The sequence below is a fragment of the Pseudoclavibacter caeni genome (genome assembly GCF_008831125.1).
Classification (GTDB): domain Bacteria; phylum Actinomycetota; class Actinomycetes; order Actinomycetales; family Microbacteriaceae; genus Pseudoclavibacter_A; species Pseudoclavibacter_A caeni.
The window spans coordinates 163198-179493 of the sequence record NZ_WBKA01000004.1 but is presented as its reverse complement, the minus strand read 5'-3'; the positions used below and the strand labels follow the sequence as shown (position 1 = coordinate 179493).

Genomic DNA, 16296 nt, shown 5'->3' with positions numbered 1-16296 from the left:
CTTCATGTGAGAGTTGCGCACCATGAGAGAGGGCGCTATAGTGATCTCTTGTGCCGCGGGGTGGAGCAGTTCGGTAGCTCGCCGGGCTCATAACCCGGAGGTCGAAGGTTCAAATCCTTCCCCCGCAACGAGACGAAGGGCCTCGGATCAGGTGTTCGCACCTGGTTCGAGGCCCTTCTGCTATTCGCGATCCCCTTCTGCGGGCTCCCGCCCGGGCCTCGGTCCTGCTGGCTCAGGCTCTCCGCCCATCGCCCCCATCGATCTCTGCCCGGTGCTCTCCGACGCCTCCGCGCCCGTTCGCCTCCGCTGTCTCATCGACCGCCGCCAGGTCGTGGGGCTCGACCGTCTGTATGGGATGACCGCGGGTGCCCCGGCGGCAGCCGACAAGAATTCGGGCGACCAAACTCAGGAATATGTGTGCTAGAACTGATTGGGTCGCCCACACGGAGAGTCGGATACGAGGGCAGAGATGACAGGAAGATCGAGATCAGCATGAATGCAGCCATGCACGAGGCAGAGGCGGTCGACCGACCGCGCGTGTTCACCCGCGCCAACGGGCCGTCGCTCGAGGAGATCAACGGGACGGTCCCGGATCCGCCCCGCGGCACCGGCTTCTGGAAGACGCTCGCTCGCTACTCCGGGCCGGGCGCGCTCGTCGCCGTCGGCTATATGGACCCCGGCAACTGGGTCACCTCCATCGGCGGGGGCGCCGACTTCGGCTATCTGCTGCTCTCGGTCATCCTGATCTCGAGCCTGATCGCCATGCTGCTGCAGTACATGGCCGCCAAGCTCGGCATCGTCACCGGCATGGACCTGGCGCAGGCCACCCGGGCCCACACCAGCCGGAGGCTCGGCATCGTCCTCTGGATCGTCACCGAGCTCGCCATCATGGCCACGGACATCGCCGAGGTGATCGGTGCGGCCATCGCACTCCACCTGCTGTTCGGCATCCCGATGGTCGCCGGCGTGCTCATCACCGTGCTCGACGTGTTCCTGCTGCTGTTCCTGCTGCAGATCGGCTTCCGCAAGATCGAGGCGATCGTGGTCACGCTCATCGCGACCATCCTGATCGTGTTCGTCTACGAGGTGATCATCGCCGGCCCCGATGTCGGACAGGTGCTCACCGGCTTCATCCCCAGCCCCGAGATCCTCCAGCCTGACCAGCTCACCATGGCCCTGGGCATCGTGGGGGCCACCGTGATGCCGCACAACCTCTATCTTCACTCGGCGATCGTGCAGTCTCGCGGCTATGACCGCGGTGACGAGGAGGCCAAGGCCCGCGCCGTGCGCTTCGCCACCTGGGATTCCAACATCCAGCTCAGCTGCGCCTTCATCGTGAACACCCTGCTGCTGCTGCTCGGCGCCGCCATGTTCTATGGCGCCCAGAACGATCTGGGCACGCTCACCGCGGTGCACGACGCGCTGCAGGATCCGGCCATCGCCGGGGCGGTCGCCAGCCCCGTGCTCGCCACCCTGTTCGCCGTCGCCCTGCTCGCCTCCGGCCAGAACTCGACCATCACGGGCACGCTCACCGGCCAGGTGATCATGGAGGGCTTCATCAGGATGCGGATGCCGCTGTGGCTGCGCCGGGTGATCACCCGCGTCGTCGCCGTCATCCCGGTCGTCATCTGCACCATCATCTACGGCGGACAGGAGGAGGCACTCGACGACCTGCTCGTCAACTCGCAGGTGTTCCTCTGCATCGCCCTGCCGATCTCGATGGTCCCGCTGGTCTGGTTCACCTCCTCGAAGCGGATCATGGGCCAACGGTTCGCCAACCCCCGCTGGGTCGTGGCGCTCGGCTGGCTCGCCACCGCGGTGCTGACCTATCTCAACCTGCAGCTCGTCTGGCAGACCGTCGCCCCGCTGTTCGGCGTCGAGGTGTGACGCCGGCGGCACGGTGCGGTGGCACGCCTCCCCGACACTGAACGTGGCCCGCTCCTGTCACAGGCGTCTCCTAGACTTGGTCTGCGAGGAGGATGCGATGACAGTGCAGCGGATCCCACAGGCGGTGATCGGCCCGGTGACGCCGGCGGCGATCTTCCTGACGCTCGTCGTGGAGCCGGGGCGGGAGCAGGCGGCGCGAGACGCGCTCGCGGAGGTCTCGGGTCTCGTTCGCGCGGTCGGCATGCGGTCGCTGGACGACGGGCTCACCTGTGTGACCGGCATCGGCGCCGCGTTCTGGGATCGCGCGTTCACCGCCCCGCGCCCCGAGCACCTGCATCCGTTCCAGCCGCTCGACGGCCCGCGTCGCGCACCAGCCACGCCGGGTGACCTGCTCTTCCACATCCGTGCCGGGCGCATGGACATGTGCTTCGAGCTCGCCCAGCGGCTGGGCGAGCTGCTGCGCGGCACGGCCCGCATCATCGACGAGGTGCACGGGTTCCGGTACTGGGACGCCCGCAACATGCTCGGCTTCGTCGACGGCACCGAGAACCCGACCGGTCCCGCCCGCGCCGAGGTCGCGCTCACCGGGGACGACAGCGACCATCCCGCCTCCAGCTACGTGATCGTGCAGCGGTACACGCACGACCTCGACGGCTGGCGGGCGCTCACCGTCGAGCAGCAGGAGGCGGCCATCGGCCGCACGAAGCTGTCGGACATCGAGATCCCCGACGGCCAGAAGGCCCCGAACTCGCACGTCTCCCTGAACGTCATCGAGGATGCCGACGGCACCGAGCACGAGATCCTGCGCGACAACATGCCGTTCGGGTCGGTCGCCGACGGCACGTTCGGCACATACTTCATCGGTTACGCGGCCGACGTCACCACGACCGAGCGGATGCTGCGCAACATGTTCCTTGGCGACCCGGCCGGCACCACCGACCGCATCCTCGACTTCTCCACCGCCCAGACCGGCGCGCTGTTCTTCGTGCCGAGCCAGGACGAGCTCGACGACCCCGACCTGCTCGACCAGGTGCCCGCGTCCGCCGTGGGGCAGACCGGGGTTGCCGCCGGTGAGACCGCCGCGGACGTCGCGTGGAAGCGCGCCGCCGCTCCGGCAGGCCCCGCACCGGCCGAGGGATCGCTCGGCGTGGGCGCCCTGCGCGGCAGCCCCCAGCACCGCCCGGGCGCCGGGGCGACCGCATCCGCGCAGCCGGTCGGGCCCACCTCCGCCACGACGGCCGGATCGGCATCAGCATGACCGACCCGTCCGCCGCCGACCCCCCAGACCATCACCGACCGAGAGGACCACTCATGAACAACCTCCACAGACAGCTCGCGCCGATCTCCGACGCCGCCTGGGAGCAGATCGACGCCAGCGCGCGTGACACCTTCCGGCTGCGTGCCGCCGGCCGCCGCGTCATCGACGTGCCTGCTCCGGGTGGGCCCGCGCTCGGCTCGGTCGACCTCGGCCACCTCGAGGTCGGAGGCACCTCCGACGGCGTCGAGGCCCGGATGTTCCGCGTGCAGACGCTCGTGCAGGTGCGCGTGCCGTTCACCGTCGCCCGGCAGGACGTCGATGACGTCGAGCGCGGCGCCCTCGATCTGACGTGGGATGCCGTCGATGAGGCCGTCGAGCGGCTCGTCGACCTCGAGGACCGGGCGATCCTGCACGGCTGGGCCGAGGCCGGCATCGTCGGGCTCACCCAGGCGAGCACCCACGAGCCGGTGCGCATGCGTCCCGAGCTCGAGCAGATGGACGACGCGGTCGCCGCGGCCGCCAACGTGCTGCGCCTCGCGAACGTCGAGGGGCCCTACGACCTTGTGCTGCCGCAGGAGCTCTACACCCGCATCGCCGAGACGACCGACCACGGCCGCCCGATGCTCGGCAATCTCGTGCCCCTGCTCGACGGCGGCGACATCCTCTGGGCCCCGGCCGCGGAGAGCCCCGTCGTCGTCTCCCGCCGCGGCGGCGATGCCGCCCTGTACCTGGGCCGCGATGCGTCGATCGGCTATCAGGCGCACGACGCGACCACAATCGCCCTGTACCTCGAGGAGTCGTTCACCGTGCGCGTGCACCAGCCGGACGCCGCGGTCGCCCTCGTCGCCTGACCGGGTGCCGAGCTGGGCGGGCTGCGCCAGTCGTCCGTCTGACCCGCGGCTCACTCCGGGTCGGTGGCCACCCGGATGCGCCGGCCGAGCAGGGCCGGGTTCGTCGCGCGCACCTGCGCCAGACGCTGCAGGCTGATCTCCGCGACCACGAGCCCGGGCTCCGCGCCGGTGGCCGAGAGGATCACGCCCATCGGGTCGACGACCATCGATCGGCCGATGCCGTGCGGCACCGGCTGGCCCGCCGCGAGCAGGTATGCGGTGCTCTCGATCGCCCGGGCCTGCAGCAGCGTGCGCCAGTGCAGCTCCTTGAGCGACCCCTCGGCCCACTGGGCGGGCACGGCGACGAGCTCCGCGCCCGCCGAGATGATGCCTCGGGTGAGCTCCGGGAACCGCAGATCGTAGCCGGCCTGCAGCCCCACCGCGATGCCGGAGACCTCGAAGATCTGGGCCGGGGCGAGCCGTCCGGGCGCGACCCGCTTCGACTCGTGGTGGCCGAACGTGTCGAACAGGTGCACCTTTCGGTAGACGGCCTCGAGGCCACCGTCGGGGGAGAGGGCGACGAGCGTGTTGTGCACGCGCGGGGCGACATCCGGCGCCGCCTCGGCGAGCCCAGCGACCAGGTGCACGTGATGCGCCCGGGCGAGCTCGGCCAGTCCCGTCACGAACGGGCCGTCGAGTGGCTCGGCGCGGGCGACGACCTCGTCGTCGAGCCTGCGGGCGAAGCAGGCGGCGTACTCGGGGAACACCACGAGCGCGGCCCGACGGCGGGCGGCCACCTCGACGAAGCGGGCCATGCCGGCGAGGTTCTCGTGCACGTCGAGTCCGGGCGCGAACTGGGCGGCGGCGACGGTGACGGTGCGATCGAGCCAGAGCGAGTCCTCAGGAGTGGGCATGTCGCCATCCTTGCACAGCCGTCGCGGCCGGCCGGTGTGACGAGGCGGCGTCTGCCGGGGATGCGCCGCCCCCGGCGGGTCCCGCCCGCCGCGTCATGTGACGTCGGGTGGCGTCCGGTCTTGCCTGGCCGACCGCGAGCGGCGATACTGGGAGACACAAGTGCTCACGGGGTCGGTGGAAATCCGAACCGGCGGTCAGAGTCCGCGAACCGCAGCGCGACGTCGAGGTGACGCGCGCGGCGGCCGAGCCGGTGGAATCCCGGCGCCGACAGTCACAGTCTGGATGGGAGTCAGCGCTTGCGGTGCCTCGGCGCCGTCCGACCGCAGCCCGGCGGATCGGCGGCGACCGTGTGCCGCGTGTCCTCCGTGGGCCGGGAAGGAACGCATGTTCACCGGTCTCGTCGAGGCGCGCGGGCGCCTCGTCATCACACCAGCACCGCACACCGCCTCCGACGGCGCCCGCATCGTCGTCGGCGACGTGCCCTTCGCCGCCGAGCTCGCCATCGGCGAGTCTGTGGCCGTCGACGGGGTGTGCCTCACGGTCGTCGCCCACGACGATCGCTCGTTCACCGCGGACGTCATGGCCGAGACTCTGCGCCGCACCACCCTCGGCCGGCTCGCCCCCGACCATGTCGTGAACCTCGAACGGGCGGCTCGATCCGACGGGCGCCTCGGCGGCCACGTCGTGCAGGGACACGTCGACGCCACCGCCCGGCTCATCGCCGTGCGCACCGAGGGCGACGCCCGCATCCTGCGCCTGCAGGTCGCCGACGCCGAGGCCGCCGCGCTCATCGTGGCCAAGGGATCGATCGCCGTCGACGGGGTGTCACTGACGGTCAGCGCCCGCCGAGCCGACTGGTTCGAGGTCTCGCTGATCCCGCAGACCCAGCGCGACACCGATCTCGGCGCGCTCGCGGTCGGCGACGAGGTGAATCTCGAGACCGATGTGCTCGCCCGGCAGCTGCGTCGGCTGCTCGTCGCAGGCGTCGGCGCGGCGGACGCGACCCGGGTGGCTCCGACTGCCAGCCTCGCTGCGGCCGGGACGGGGCTGCCCACGGCGGCACCCGCCCCGATCGATGCGGGTGTGGTGACGACGGATGCGATCCCCGCCGACCCTCGTGACGCCGAGGACGACCGGGCCGTCGCCCGAGCCGTCGACGCCCTACGTCAGGGGCTGCCGGTGCTCGTCGCCGATGACGAGCGGCGCGAGAACGAGGGGGACGCGATCATCTCTGCCGCGCTCGCCACCCCGCACTGGATCGCCTGGATGATCCGGCACACCTCCGGGTACCTGTGCGCGCCGATGCCCGACGCGATCGCCGACCGGCTTGCGCTGCCGCCCATGGTCGCCGACAACCGCGATCCCAAGGGCACCGCCTACACGGTCACCTGCGACGCGGCGACCGGCGTGACCACCGGCATCTCGGCCGCTGACCGCTGCCACACGCTCAACGTCCTCGCCGACTCCGCCACCGCGCCCGACGGGCTGACCAGGCCCGGGCACGTGGTGCCGCTGCGGGCCCGGCCCGGCGGCGTGCTCGAGCGGGCCGGCCACACCGAGGCCTCCGTCGACCTGATGCGCATCGCGGGCCTGCCCGAGGTGGCCGCGATCGGCGAGATGGTGCTCGACTCCGGTGAGATGATGCGGTTCCCCGACCTTGTGCGGATGGGCGATGCCGCGGGGCTGCCCGTGCTCACCGTCGCCCAGATCGCCCGCTGGCGCGAGCGGCGCGAGCGGCCAGCCGATGCGGACGCGGTGGTCGCCCCCGTGCCCGCGGCGACCGGTGACTGGCAGGAGGTGCGCGCATGAGCGGCGCCGGTGTGCCCGAGGTGCGGGCGGACGGGCGGGGCCGGCGGGTCGTCGTCGTCGCGTCCTCCTGGCATGAGCAGGTCATGGCCGGGCTGATCGACGGGGCGCGGCGGGCCCTCGACCGGGCCGGGGCCCGGTGGCGGCTCGTGCGCGTGCCCGGCAGTTTCGAGCTCGCCGTGGCCGCCCAGGCGGCGCTCGCCGCCGGCGCGGACGCGGTGGTCGCCCTGGGCGTCGTCATCCGCGGTGGCACCCCGCACTTCGACTACGTGTGCCATGCGGCGACCGACGGGCTCAACAGAGTCGCCCTCGACAGCGGCCGGCCAGTCGGTTTCGGCCTGCTCACCTGTGACACGGAGCAGCAGGCACTCGACCGCGCCGGCGGCCCCGGCGCCGCGGAGGACAAGGGCGCGGAGGCGGTCGATGCGGCTCTCGGCCTCGCCCGGGCGCTGGAGGAGATCGCCGACGACACCGGGTGGTGATCGGCGTGGCCGCATGACCGCCATCCGGGCGGCGAGTCCGACCGCCGCGGCCGCTCAGCGTGCCGCCCCGGCCGGCCGCGTCGCCCGCATAGAATGAGTGACCATGAGCAACCCCCTGATCATCGCCATCGGCCGCCTGACGAAGGCCGTCGCGCGGCTGCGTGGCGGGGGGTCGGCGCTGCCCGGGTACATCGTGGAACGCCTCGACCCGCACTTCATGGCCGAGGCCCTCGGGCGGCTGCCCGAGGGGATCATCGTCGTCAGCGGCACGAACGGCAAGACGACCACCACGAAGATGCTCGCCGACCTGCTGCGCGGGCAGGGGCTGAAGGTGTTTACGAACCCCACGGGGTCGAACTTCACCCGCGGCGTCGTCACCGCCCTGCTCGACGAGGTCGACTGGTCCGGCTGGCTCGACGCCGACATCGCCGTGCTCGAGCTCGACGAGGCCCACGCGGTGCACTTCGTCGAGCAGGTGCGCCCCCGCGTGTCAGTGCTGCTCAACGTGCTGCGCGACCAGCTCGACCGGTTCGGCGAGATCGACACGACCGCGGGCATGCTGCTCAAGGTCGCTCAGGCGACGACCGGCACGGTCGTGCTCAACCGCGACGACCCGCGCGTGCGGGCGATCGCCGACCATCTCTCCGGTGACGTCCAGGTGCGCTACTTCGGCTACGCGCCGGCGCTGGCCGATCTCTTCCCTGACGACGACCGACTGCACGAGACCCGCGACCCGCACGAGGGCAGCGCCCTCGCGGTGCCGCCGGCGCCCGCCGACGTCGAGCTCGCCGGCCTCGACGGTGAGCGGGCCGTCTACCGCATGGACCGCCTGCGTCTCTCCGTCGACCTGCAGCTCGCCGGCGTGCACAACGCGCTCAACGCGGCCGCCGCGCTCGCCGGAGCCCGGGCCGCGCTGCCCGAGGAGAAGGCCCACGACGACGGCCTGCTCATGGCCACGCTCGGCCAGGTCAAGGCGGCGTTCGGGCGCGGCGAGACCTTTGACGTCGACGGCCGCCCCGTCCGCCTGTCGCTGGTGAAGAACCCGGCCGGCTTCCGCTCCTCGCTGCGCTCGCTCGGCGGGCCCGAGGAGGCGGTCATGATCGCCATCAACGACCAGTACGCCGACGGACGCGACATGAGCTGGTTGTGGGACGTCGACTTCAGCGCCCTGCGCGCCCGCGGCGTGACGATGGCCAGCGGCGTGCGCGCCTGGGACATGGCGCTGCGGCTGCACTACGACCTGGTGGACGTCGCCCGGGTCGAGCCGGCGCTCGGCCCGGCGCTGGACGCGTTCCTCGAGGCCTCTGCGGGGCGTCCCACCCGCATCTTCTGCACGTACACGGCGATGCTGCAGCTGCGTCGCGAGATGAGCCGGCACACTGAGGTCGGGCCGATCGGAGCATGAGCATGGAGAAGAAGCCTGCAGCGGAGACGGAGTCAGCAGCGGAGACGAAGCCGGCCGTGAAGACGAGTCCGGAGAGGAAACCGGCGGCAGAGGCGAAGCCGGCGCCCGCGGCGAAGTCGGATCGGCCGGCGGGGAAGCCGGAGCCCGACGAGACGACGGAGACAGCCGCCCCAGAGGCGGCTGCTGAGGCGGAGGGCGCCGAGGAGCGGATGGAGGTCGTCGCCCTCACCGGCGTGGCCGCCGCGACCGTCGTCATAGACGAGGACGCTGACCCCGACGCCGATGCCGAGGGCGCCGATGCCGGTGACGACGTCGGCCGGCCGATCGACATCGTGCAGCTGTACCCGCGCGACATGAACATCTACGGCGACTGGGGCAACACCCTCACAATCGTGCGCCGCCTGCAGTGGATGGGCTTCGTGCCTCGCGTGCACGACGTTGAGGTGGGCGGCCCGGCACCCCGGCGGGCCGACATCGTCCTCGGCGGCGGCGGGCAGGACTCCGGCCAGGCGAAGGTGTACCGCGACCTGCTCGAGCGGCGCGCCTGGCTGCAGGCCCTCGTCGAGATCGGCACGCCGATGCTGCTGGTGTGCGGCATGTACCAGCTGTTCGGCCGCAGCTTCGACACGATCGGCGGCCAGCAGCTGACCGGCATCGGCGTGCTCGACGTGCACACCCGCGGCGAGAGCGACCGGCTCGTGGGCAATGTGATCGTCGACAGCGACCAGTTCGGCGAGCTCATCGGCTTCGAGAACCACTCCGGGCAGAGCTTCCTCGGCGAGGGCGTGCAGCCACTCGGGATGGTCCGCCGCGGGCACGGGGCCGGCAACAACGGCCAGGACGGCACCGAGGGCGCCCGCGTCGCCAACGTGGTGGGCACCTACCTGCATGGCCCGGTGCTGCCGAAGAATCCGCGTTTGGCCGACTACCTGATCGGCGCGGCGCTCGCGAACCGGTACGGGCTGATGCGCGTGCCCGAGGTGGACGAGCCATACACCGAGCAGACGCGCGCCGTCGCCGTCACCCGGCCCCGGTAGCGTCCGCCCGCGGCCCGGCAGGTCCGGGCGGCCCGGCGTGAGCGCGGACGAGGCAGCGTCCCGCACCACGCCGCGGCAGCGTCCGCACCTGCTGAATACGATCCGCGAATATGATTCGTCGCCCTTGCCCCAGATCAGTAGATTGACGGAAACACTGACCGTCGAGGCAAGGAGGCCCCGTGGCCAAGCAGTCATTCGTCGACGCCCGAGCAGGGCGGGTCGACTACATCGCCGTCCAGGCGTCCCCCGAGTTCCAGAGGCTGAAGCACGCGCATCGCCGCTTCGTCCTCCCCGTGCTCGCGGTGGCGCTCGTGTGGTATTTCGGGTTCGTCATCGTGGCGATCACCCAGCCGCAGCTCATGGCCCGCCCCGTCGCGGGCCGCGTCAACCTGGGCATCGTGCTCGGGCTGGCCCAGTTCGTGACGACCTTCGCGATCACGATGTGGTACGTGTCCTACGCCAATCGCGTCCTCGACCCGCAGGCCGCGAGCCTGCGCGAGGAGCTCGATCAGGCCGAGACCGAGGCGCGCGCGGCGGCGGCCGGCGCGCGAGGCGAGTGAGGGGCCCCGGACATGACCGACATCCAGCGGGCGGGCGAGCAGATCCTCGCCGCCACCGTGCAGAACAACAACCCGGTGCTGAACATCGGCATCTTTGCGGCGTTCGTCGCGATCACCATGTTCATCGTCATCCGTGTCAGTCGTCAGGGCACAAAGTCCGCCGACGACTTCTACGCCGGCGGCCGTGGCTTCAGCGGCACCCAGAACGGCACCGCCATCGCCGGCGACTACCTCTCCGCCGCGTCCTTCCTCGGCATCGTCGGGGCGATCGCGGTCAGCGGCTACGACGGGTTCCTGTACTCCGTCGGCTTCCTCGTCGCCTGGCTGGTCGCCCTGCTGCTCGTCGCCGAGCTGCTGCGCAACACCGGCAAGTTCACGATGGCCGATGTGCTCTCGTTCCGGCTGCGGCAGCGGCCCGTGCGAATGGCGGCGGCGATCTCCACGCTCGCGGTGACGTTCTTCTACCTGCTGGCGCAGATGGCCGGCGCCGGCGGGCTCGTCTCGCTGCTGCTCGGCATCTCCGACAAGGTGGGGCAGTCGATCGTCATCGCCGTCGTCGGGGTGCTCATGATCGTCTACGTGCTCATCGGCGGGATGAAGGGCACCACCTGGGTGCAGATCATCAAGGCCGTGCTGCTCATCGCCGGCGCGTTCGCGATGACGCTCTGGGTGCTCGCGCTCAACGGGTTCAGCTTGAACACGCTGCTCGACAACGCCGTGGCCGCGGCGGGCGGCGACGAGGGCATCCTCGCGCCGGGACAGAAGTACAAGAACCCGCTCGACTTCATCTCGCTCGGCGCGGCGCTCGTGCTCGGCACCGCGGGGCTGCCCCACGTGCTCATGCGGTTCTACACGGTGCCGACCGCCAAAGAAGCGCGCAAGTCGGTGGTCTGGGCGATCTGGCTGATCGGGCTGTTCTACATCTTCACGCTCGTGCTCGGTTACGGCGCCGGCTACCTGATCGGCCCTGACACGATCAAGAGCTCGCCCGGTGGCGTGAACTCCGCCGCACCGCTGCTCGCCCTCCAGCTCGGCGGGCCGCTGCTGCTCGGGTTCATCTCGGCCGTGGCGTTCGCGACCATCCTCGCGGTGGTGGCGGGCCTCGCGATCACGGCCGCGGCATCCTTTGCCCATGACATCTACGCGAACGTGATCAAGAAGGGGCAGGACGTCTCGCCCGACACCGAGGTGCGCATCGGCCGCAACACGGTCATCGTGATCGGCGTGCTCGCGATCGTCGGCGGCATCGGCGCCCAGGGGCAGAACGTGGCGTTCCTCGTCGCGCTCGCATTCGCCGTCGCCGCCAGCGCGAACCTGCCCACGATCGTCTACTCCCTGTTCTGGAAGGGGTTCACCACCCGGGGTGCGGTGTGGAGCATGTACGGCGGGCTCGTCATCACCCTCGTGCTCATCGTGTTCTCTCCGGTGGTCAGCGGCTCCGCGACCGCGATGCTCGGCGACGGCGTCGACTTCGCGATCTTCCCGCTGGAGAACCCGGGCATCATCTCGATCCCGGCCGGGTTCCTGCTTGGCTGGCTCGGCTCGGTGATCCCGCCCGGGCAGACCGAGAGCCGCAGGCTCGAGGCCGAGATGTACGTCCGCTCGCTCCCCGGCCCTGGCGCGGTGGGCGCGGCCCGTCACTGACCGATCGATCAGTGCACCGGGCGGGCCGCGTCCGCATCCGCGTGGGGATGCGGACGCGGCCCGCCTCGTGGGTTCGGTGACCAGGCCGGAAACCACCAGGCCGGAAACCACCGGGCCGGAACCCATCGGACCGACCCGTACGTGCCTCTCGTGCCGGCGGATGCCACGACTGGCCCCGCCGTCACCCCTGCGCGCGACGGGCGCGCCGCCACACGAAGAACCCACTCAGCGTGAACACCCCGTAGACGATGTACATCGTGGCCGTCGCGTAGTACCCGGCACCGAGCAGCAGAGGCACGCCGACCAGATCGACGGCCACCCAGATCAGCCAGAACTCCACCCAGCGGCGGGCCATCCCCCAGGTGGCCAGCAGCGACCCCATGAATGTCCAGGCGTCCGCCCACACCGGCTCGCTCGACCCGAGCGCCCGGAACAGCGGGGTGAGCGCCGCCGTGCCGACGAACAGCGCGATGACGAGCCCCGCCCGCTGACGGGGCGTCGCCCACCGGGGCTGCACGCCGTCGTCCCGCTCGGCGTCGCCGACGAGGCTCGCCGCCCGTGCCGTCGCGGCCCCGGCCGCGTCCTGCTCCCGCCGTGCTCGCCGCCAGGACCACCAGCCCCACGCCGACACGGCGATGAACATGAGCTGTCGGCCGGCCTGACCGAGCAGGGTCGGGGTGTCGCCACGCGTGGCGATCGCACCGACGAACACCGTGAATAGCAGCGCGTTGCCGATGATGCCCACCGGCCACGCCCACACCCGCCGACGCATTCCGCCCAGCGCGCTGGCCAGGCCGAAGACGTTGCCGACGACCTCGCGTACGACCAGCGGACGCAGATCGCCCATCGGGATCGTCGCGTCATACAGCCAGCGCACGGCGTCGAACAGGCTCATCCATCGCTCCTCGAATCGGGCGGCGGCCGCGCGGTCGCGAGGCGGCCCGAGCACGGCCATGGTAGTCCCGGCAGCATCCCACGCGGGCCGGATGACCGCACGTGACGGGTCGGACGGCCCCGCTGACGGATCCGGACGGCCGAGCGCAAAGGGGACAGCCCACCGGCGGCGTATCGTGGAAGGTCATGTCCGCCGGTCGTTTCGCCCCCAGTCCCAGCGGGGATCTGCACGTGGGCAACCTGCGCACGGCTGTGCTGGCCTGGCTGCTCGCCCACGCCACCGGCCGCAAGTTCGTTCTGCGCATCGAGGATCTCGACCGCGCTCGCGCCCGTGACCCCCGCCCCCAGCTCGAGGCGCTCCGGGCGATCGGCCTCGACTGGGACGGCCCCGTCCACGTGCAGTCCCGGCACGTCGCCCGGTTCGACGCCGCGATCGACGACCTGCGCCGCCGCGGGCTCGTCTATGAGTGCTGGTGCACCCGGCGGGAGATCGTCGAGGCGGTGCGGGCACCGCACGGCATCCCCGGCCAGTACCCGGGCACCTGCCGGCACCTGACCGAGGTGCAGCGAGCCGCACGCCGTCGCGAGCGGCCCGGCGCCCTGCGTCTACGCGCGGACGTCGCCCGCGAGACCGTCCACGACCTGCTGCACGGGGCGTGGACCGGGCCGGTCGACGACCTCGTGCTGCGCCGTGCTGACGGCACACCCGCCTATAACCTGGCCGTCGTCGTCGACGACGCGCACGAGGACGTCGACCAGGTCGTCCGCGGCGACGATCTGCTCGCCTCGGCGCCCCGGCAGATGATGATCGCTCGGCTGCTCGACCTGCCCACGCCCGTTTACGCACACGTGCCCCTCGTCGTCGACGATCAGGGGCGGCGGCTCGCCAAGCGCGGCGGCGCCGTCACCCTGCCCCGACTCGCCGCGCGGGGTGTGACCCCGGTCGCGGTGCTCGCCCTGCTGCTGCACTCGCTCGGCGGCGCCGTCGACCAGACGGCGGTGGACGCCGCGGTCGACACCGGCGAGCCCGCCGCGCTGCTGGCGGCAGCGGTCGCCTCCCTCGAGCTCGCCCGGCTGCCCCGTGACCCGTGGACGTTCCATGCGCCGGGCGACGAGGCCCCGGCGGTACGCTGAGAGGCGTCTCAGGCGCGGCGCCCGGTCGCCGCGGGAAGGAGCAGCCGATGTCCGCAGCCACCCCGATCCCAGAGGACGCCGCCCCGGCGTCCGATCCCGGTCAGACATCATCGGCCCCCGCTCTCGACCTCGCCACAGCGCAGGCCGACGCACTCGCCGCCGCGGTCCACGCCGAGCAGCCGCGTGCACTCGCGGATCTCGCCGAGCTTGTCGCCTTCCCCTCGGTCGCCGACCCGGCCCAGTACGACTGGAGCCACTCCCGCGCTGCGGCCGCCTGGCTCGTCGCCCGGCTGCACGAGCTCGGCGTCGCCGACGCGCGCGTCGTGGACACCGTCGACGGCTCGCAGACCGTGCTCGGCGGCATGCCCGCCCCGGCCGGCGCGCCCACCGTGCTGCTGTACGGGCACTACGACGTGCAGCCGCCGCTCGACGGGGCGGCCTGGCACACGCCGCCGTTCACACTGACCCCGGGGGAGGACGGCCGCCTGCACGGCCGCGGCGCCGCCGACTGCAAGGGCAACCTCGTCGCGCACCTGTCCGCCCTTCGCGCGCTGCGGGCGACTGCGGGCGCGCTGCCGGTCGGCGTGCGCGTCGTCTTCGAGGGCTCCGAGGAGCAGGGCGGGCAGGGGCTCGACCGCTGGCTCGCCGACCATCCGGAGGACTTCGCCGCGGACGTCATGCTCATCATGGACTCCGGGAACGTCGCAGCCGGCGAGCCCACGCTCACCGTGGCACTGCGCGGAGTCGGCGATCTCACCGTCGCCGTCGACACCGTGCCGGTCGCCCTGCACTCCGGGCAGTTCGGCGGGGCGGCGCCGGACGCGCTGCAGGCGCTGATCATGATGCTCGCCTCGCTGCGTGGCCCCGCGGGCGACCTGACCGTGCCCGGCATCCCGGCCGACCAGCGGTGGGCTGGCGCCGACTATCCGGAGGAACGCTTCCGCGCCGACGCGGGCGTGCCCGACGGGGTGGCCATCATCGGCTCTGGCTCGATCGCCGACATGCTCTGGGCCAGGCCGACGGTCACGGTGCTCGGCGTCGACGCCCCGCCGGTCGTCGGCTCCACCGCCGCCATCCAAGGGCACGCGGCGGCCCGCCTGAACCTGCGGGTGCCGCCGGGGATGTCCGCCGCGGCCGCCCAGCGCGCGCTCGCCGATCGACTGCGCGCGGTTGCCCCATGGGGTGTGCGGGTGACGATCACCGATGGCGGCAGCGGCGAGGGCTTCGCCGCCGACACGACGACACGCACGAGCCGGATGCTGCAGGCGGCGATGGCCCGGGCATTCGGCCGGCCCGTGGTGTTCGCCGGCAGCGGTGGGGCCATCCCGCTGACGAACGCGCTGCAGCAGCGGTTCCCCGATGCGGAGATCGCCCTGTTCGGGGTGGAGGATCCCGCTGCGGCGATCCACGCGCCGAACGAGAGCGTGCTGCCGGCCGAGATCGAGGCGGTCGCGCTCAGCGAGGCGCTGTTCCTCGCGGCGCTCGGCGAGACGGCGCGGATAGACTGAGGCGAGCGGGGCGCCGCCCGATGGCGCCGGGGAAGGAGCGACGTGACCACTCCGGAGGACACGCTGTGGCTGTCGAACACCGTCACCGTGGCGGCCGGGCAGTTCGGGCCGACGGGCGACCGGCGCGAGAACCTCAGGCAGATCACCATGTACGTGCAGGAGGCCGCCGACCGCGCCGCCTCGCTCGTGGTGTTCCCCGAGTACGCGTCGTACTTCAATGGCCGGCTGGGCCCCGACTACGCCGCCAACGCCGAGCCGCTCGACGGGCCGTTCGTCACCGCGCTCGGCCGGCTCGCCGCCGAGCACGGCCTGCACATCGTCGCCGGGCTGGTCGCCCGCAGCGAGGACGAGCACCGATTCGCCAACACGGTCGTCGCCGTCGCCCCCACGGGTGAGCTCGAGGCCGCGTACCGCAAAGTGCACCTGTTCGACGCGTTCGGGCACCGCGAGTCGCAGTGGGTCGTGCCCGGGCCGCTCGACGAGCCGGTCACCTTCGAGGTCGAGGGCATTCGGGTGGGTCTGCAGACCTGCTACGACCTGCGCTTCCCGGAGATTACCCGACGGCTCGTGGACGCCGGGGCCGAGCTCGTGGTGATCCCCTCGCAGTGGGTTGGCGGCCCGCTCAAGGAGCATCACTGGAACACGCTCGTGCAGGCCCGGGCGATCGAGAACACCGTCTACGTGCTCGCGGCCGGCCAGGCGATCCCGCATGGCATCGGCCGCTCGATGATCGTCGATCCGATGGGCGTCGTGCTCGCGGCCACGGGCGCGGAGAGCGCCTTCCTGAGCACCGAGATCGGCCTCGAGCGCATCGCGCAGGTGCGGGCGACGAACCCGGCGCTGCGGATGCGGCGGCTCGCGGTCGTCGTGCCCGAGGCAGACGCGCCGGGCGTCGGGGCAGCCGGGGACGCATCCCGCGCCTGACCATCGGTCGCG

14 protein-coding genes, 1 tRNA gene and 1 riboswitch are annotated in these 16296 nt (G+C 72.0%); of the genes, 13 read left to right on the top strand and 2 right to left on the bottom strand.

Translation table 11 applies throughout. The features are described 5' to 3' along the window. The first annotated feature begins 54 nt into the window (after nucleotides 1–54). The 4 genes from F8O02_RS06645 (at nucleotide 55) to F8O02_RS06630 (ending at nucleotide 3996) form a co-directional block, all read left to right on the top strand. A tRNA-Met gene (locus F8O02_RS06645) sits at nucleotides 55–128 on the top strand. Nucleotides 129–504: 376 nt separating this feature from the next. Beyond that, nucleotides 505–1887, top strand: coding sequence for an Nramp family divalent metal transporter (locus tag F8O02_RS06640; RefSeq protein WP_158036457.1), 1383 nt, complete (start codon nucleotides 505–507; stop codon nucleotides 1885–1887). Between the two features lie 97 nt (nucleotides 1888–1984). Then, entirely contained in the window at nucleotides 1985–3145 is a 1161-nt protein-coding gene (locus F8O02_RS06635) for a Dyp-type peroxidase (protein ID WP_158036456.1), read from the top strand. A gap of 53 nt (nucleotides 3146–3198) precedes the next feature. Beyond that, the gene (locus tag F8O02_RS06630; RefSeq protein WP_158036455.1) at nucleotides 3199–3996 is read left to right on the top strand and encodes a family 1 encapsulin nanocompartment shell protein; all 798 of its coding nucleotides are present in this window, start codon (nucleotides 3199–3201) and stop codon (nucleotides 3994–3996) included. A 50-nt stretch (nucleotides 3997–4046) separates the two neighbouring features. On the opposite strand, the gene F8O02_RS06625 is transcribed toward F8O02_RS06630, so the two are convergent. After that, the gene (locus tag F8O02_RS06625) at nucleotides 4047–4889 is read right to left on the bottom strand and encodes a carbon-nitrogen hydrolase family protein (RefSeq protein ID WP_158036454.1); all 843 of its coding nucleotides are present in this window, start codon (nucleotides 4887–4889) and stop codon (nucleotides 4047–4049) included. Nucleotides 4890–5047: 158 nt separating this feature from the next. Then, nucleotides 5048–5188, top strand: a riboswitch (FMN riboswitch). An 86-nt stretch (nucleotides 5189–5274) separates the two neighbouring features. Here F8O02_RS06625 and ribB point away from each other — a divergent pair. The 6 genes from ribB (at nucleotide 5275) to F8O02_RS06595 (ending at nucleotide 11824) form a co-directional block, all read left to right on the top strand. After that, nucleotides 5275–6699 (top strand): 3,4-dihydroxy-2-butanone-4-phosphate synthase, encoded by a 1425-nt coding sequence (ribB, locus tag F8O02_RS06620; protein ID WP_158036453.1) that lies wholly within the window; start codon nucleotides 5275–5277, stop codon nucleotides 6697–6699. Then, nucleotides 6696–7178, top strand: coding sequence for a 6,7-dimethyl-8-ribityllumazine synthase (gene ribH / locus F8O02_RS06615; RefSeq protein ID WP_158036452.1), 483 nt, complete (start codon nucleotides 6696–6698; stop codon nucleotides 7176–7178). Before ribB ends, ribH begins: the two co-directional genes overlap by 4 nt. Before the next feature lie 103 nt (nucleotides 7179–7281). After that, the gene (locus tag F8O02_RS06610; RefSeq protein ID WP_158036451.1) at nucleotides 7282–8583 is read left to right on the top strand and encodes a Mur ligase family protein; all 1302 of its coding nucleotides are present in this window, start codon (nucleotides 7282–7284) and stop codon (nucleotides 8581–8583) included. Between the two features lie 2 nt (nucleotides 8584–8585). Continuing rightward, nucleotides 8586–9620 carry a type 1 glutamine amidotransferase gene (locus tag F8O02_RS06605; protein WP_225734167.1) on the top strand — a complete coding sequence of 345 codons (1035 nt, stop codon included), beginning with the start codon at nucleotides 8586–8588 and terminating at the stop codon, nucleotides 9618–9620. A 179-nt stretch (nucleotides 9621–9799) separates the two neighbouring features. Beyond that, on the top strand, nucleotides 9800–10180 hold the full coding sequence (locus tag F8O02_RS06600; protein ID WP_158036450.1) for a DUF485 domain-containing protein: 381 nt from the start codon (nucleotides 9800–9802) through the stop codon (nucleotides 10178–10180). Between the two features lie 12 nt (nucleotides 10181–10192). After that, the gene (locus F8O02_RS06595; protein ID WP_158036449.1) at nucleotides 10193–11824 is read left to right on the top strand and encodes a solute symporter family protein; all 1632 of its coding nucleotides are present in this window, start codon (nucleotides 10193–10195) and stop codon (nucleotides 11822–11824) included. A 181-nt stretch (nucleotides 11825–12005) separates the two neighbouring features. On the opposite strand, the gene pnuC is transcribed toward F8O02_RS06595, so the two are convergent. Beyond that, a complete protein-coding gene (gene pnuC, locus F8O02_RS06590; protein ID WP_158036448.1) occupies nucleotides 12006–12719 on the bottom strand; it encodes a nicotinamide riboside transporter PnuC in 714 nt (237 codons plus the stop codon). A 185-nt stretch (nucleotides 12720–12904) separates the two neighbouring features. On the opposite strand from pnuC, the gene gluQRS reads away from it, so the two are divergent. The 3 genes from gluQRS to F8O02_RS06575 are packed head-to-tail and all read left to right on the top strand — an operon-like array spanning nucleotide 12905 to nucleotide 16284. Continuing rightward, complete coding sequence (gluQRS, locus tag F8O02_RS06585; protein ID WP_158036447.1) at nucleotides 12905–13852, top strand: tRNA glutamyl-Q(34) synthetase GluQRS; 948 nt, start codon at nucleotides 12905–12907, stop codon at nucleotides 13850–13852. Between the two features lie 47 nt (nucleotides 13853–13899). Continuing rightward, nucleotides 13900–15360, top strand: coding sequence for a M20/M25/M40 family metallo-hydrolase (locus F8O02_RS06580; protein WP_158036446.1), 1461 nt, complete (start codon nucleotides 13900–13902; stop codon nucleotides 15358–15360). 42 nt (nucleotides 15361–15402) lie between these two features. Continuing rightward, entirely contained in the window at nucleotides 15403–16284 is an 882-nt protein-coding gene (locus F8O02_RS06575; RefSeq protein ID WP_225734166.1) for a carbon-nitrogen hydrolase family protein, read from the top strand. Nucleotides 16285–16296: the final 12 nt, after the last annotated feature.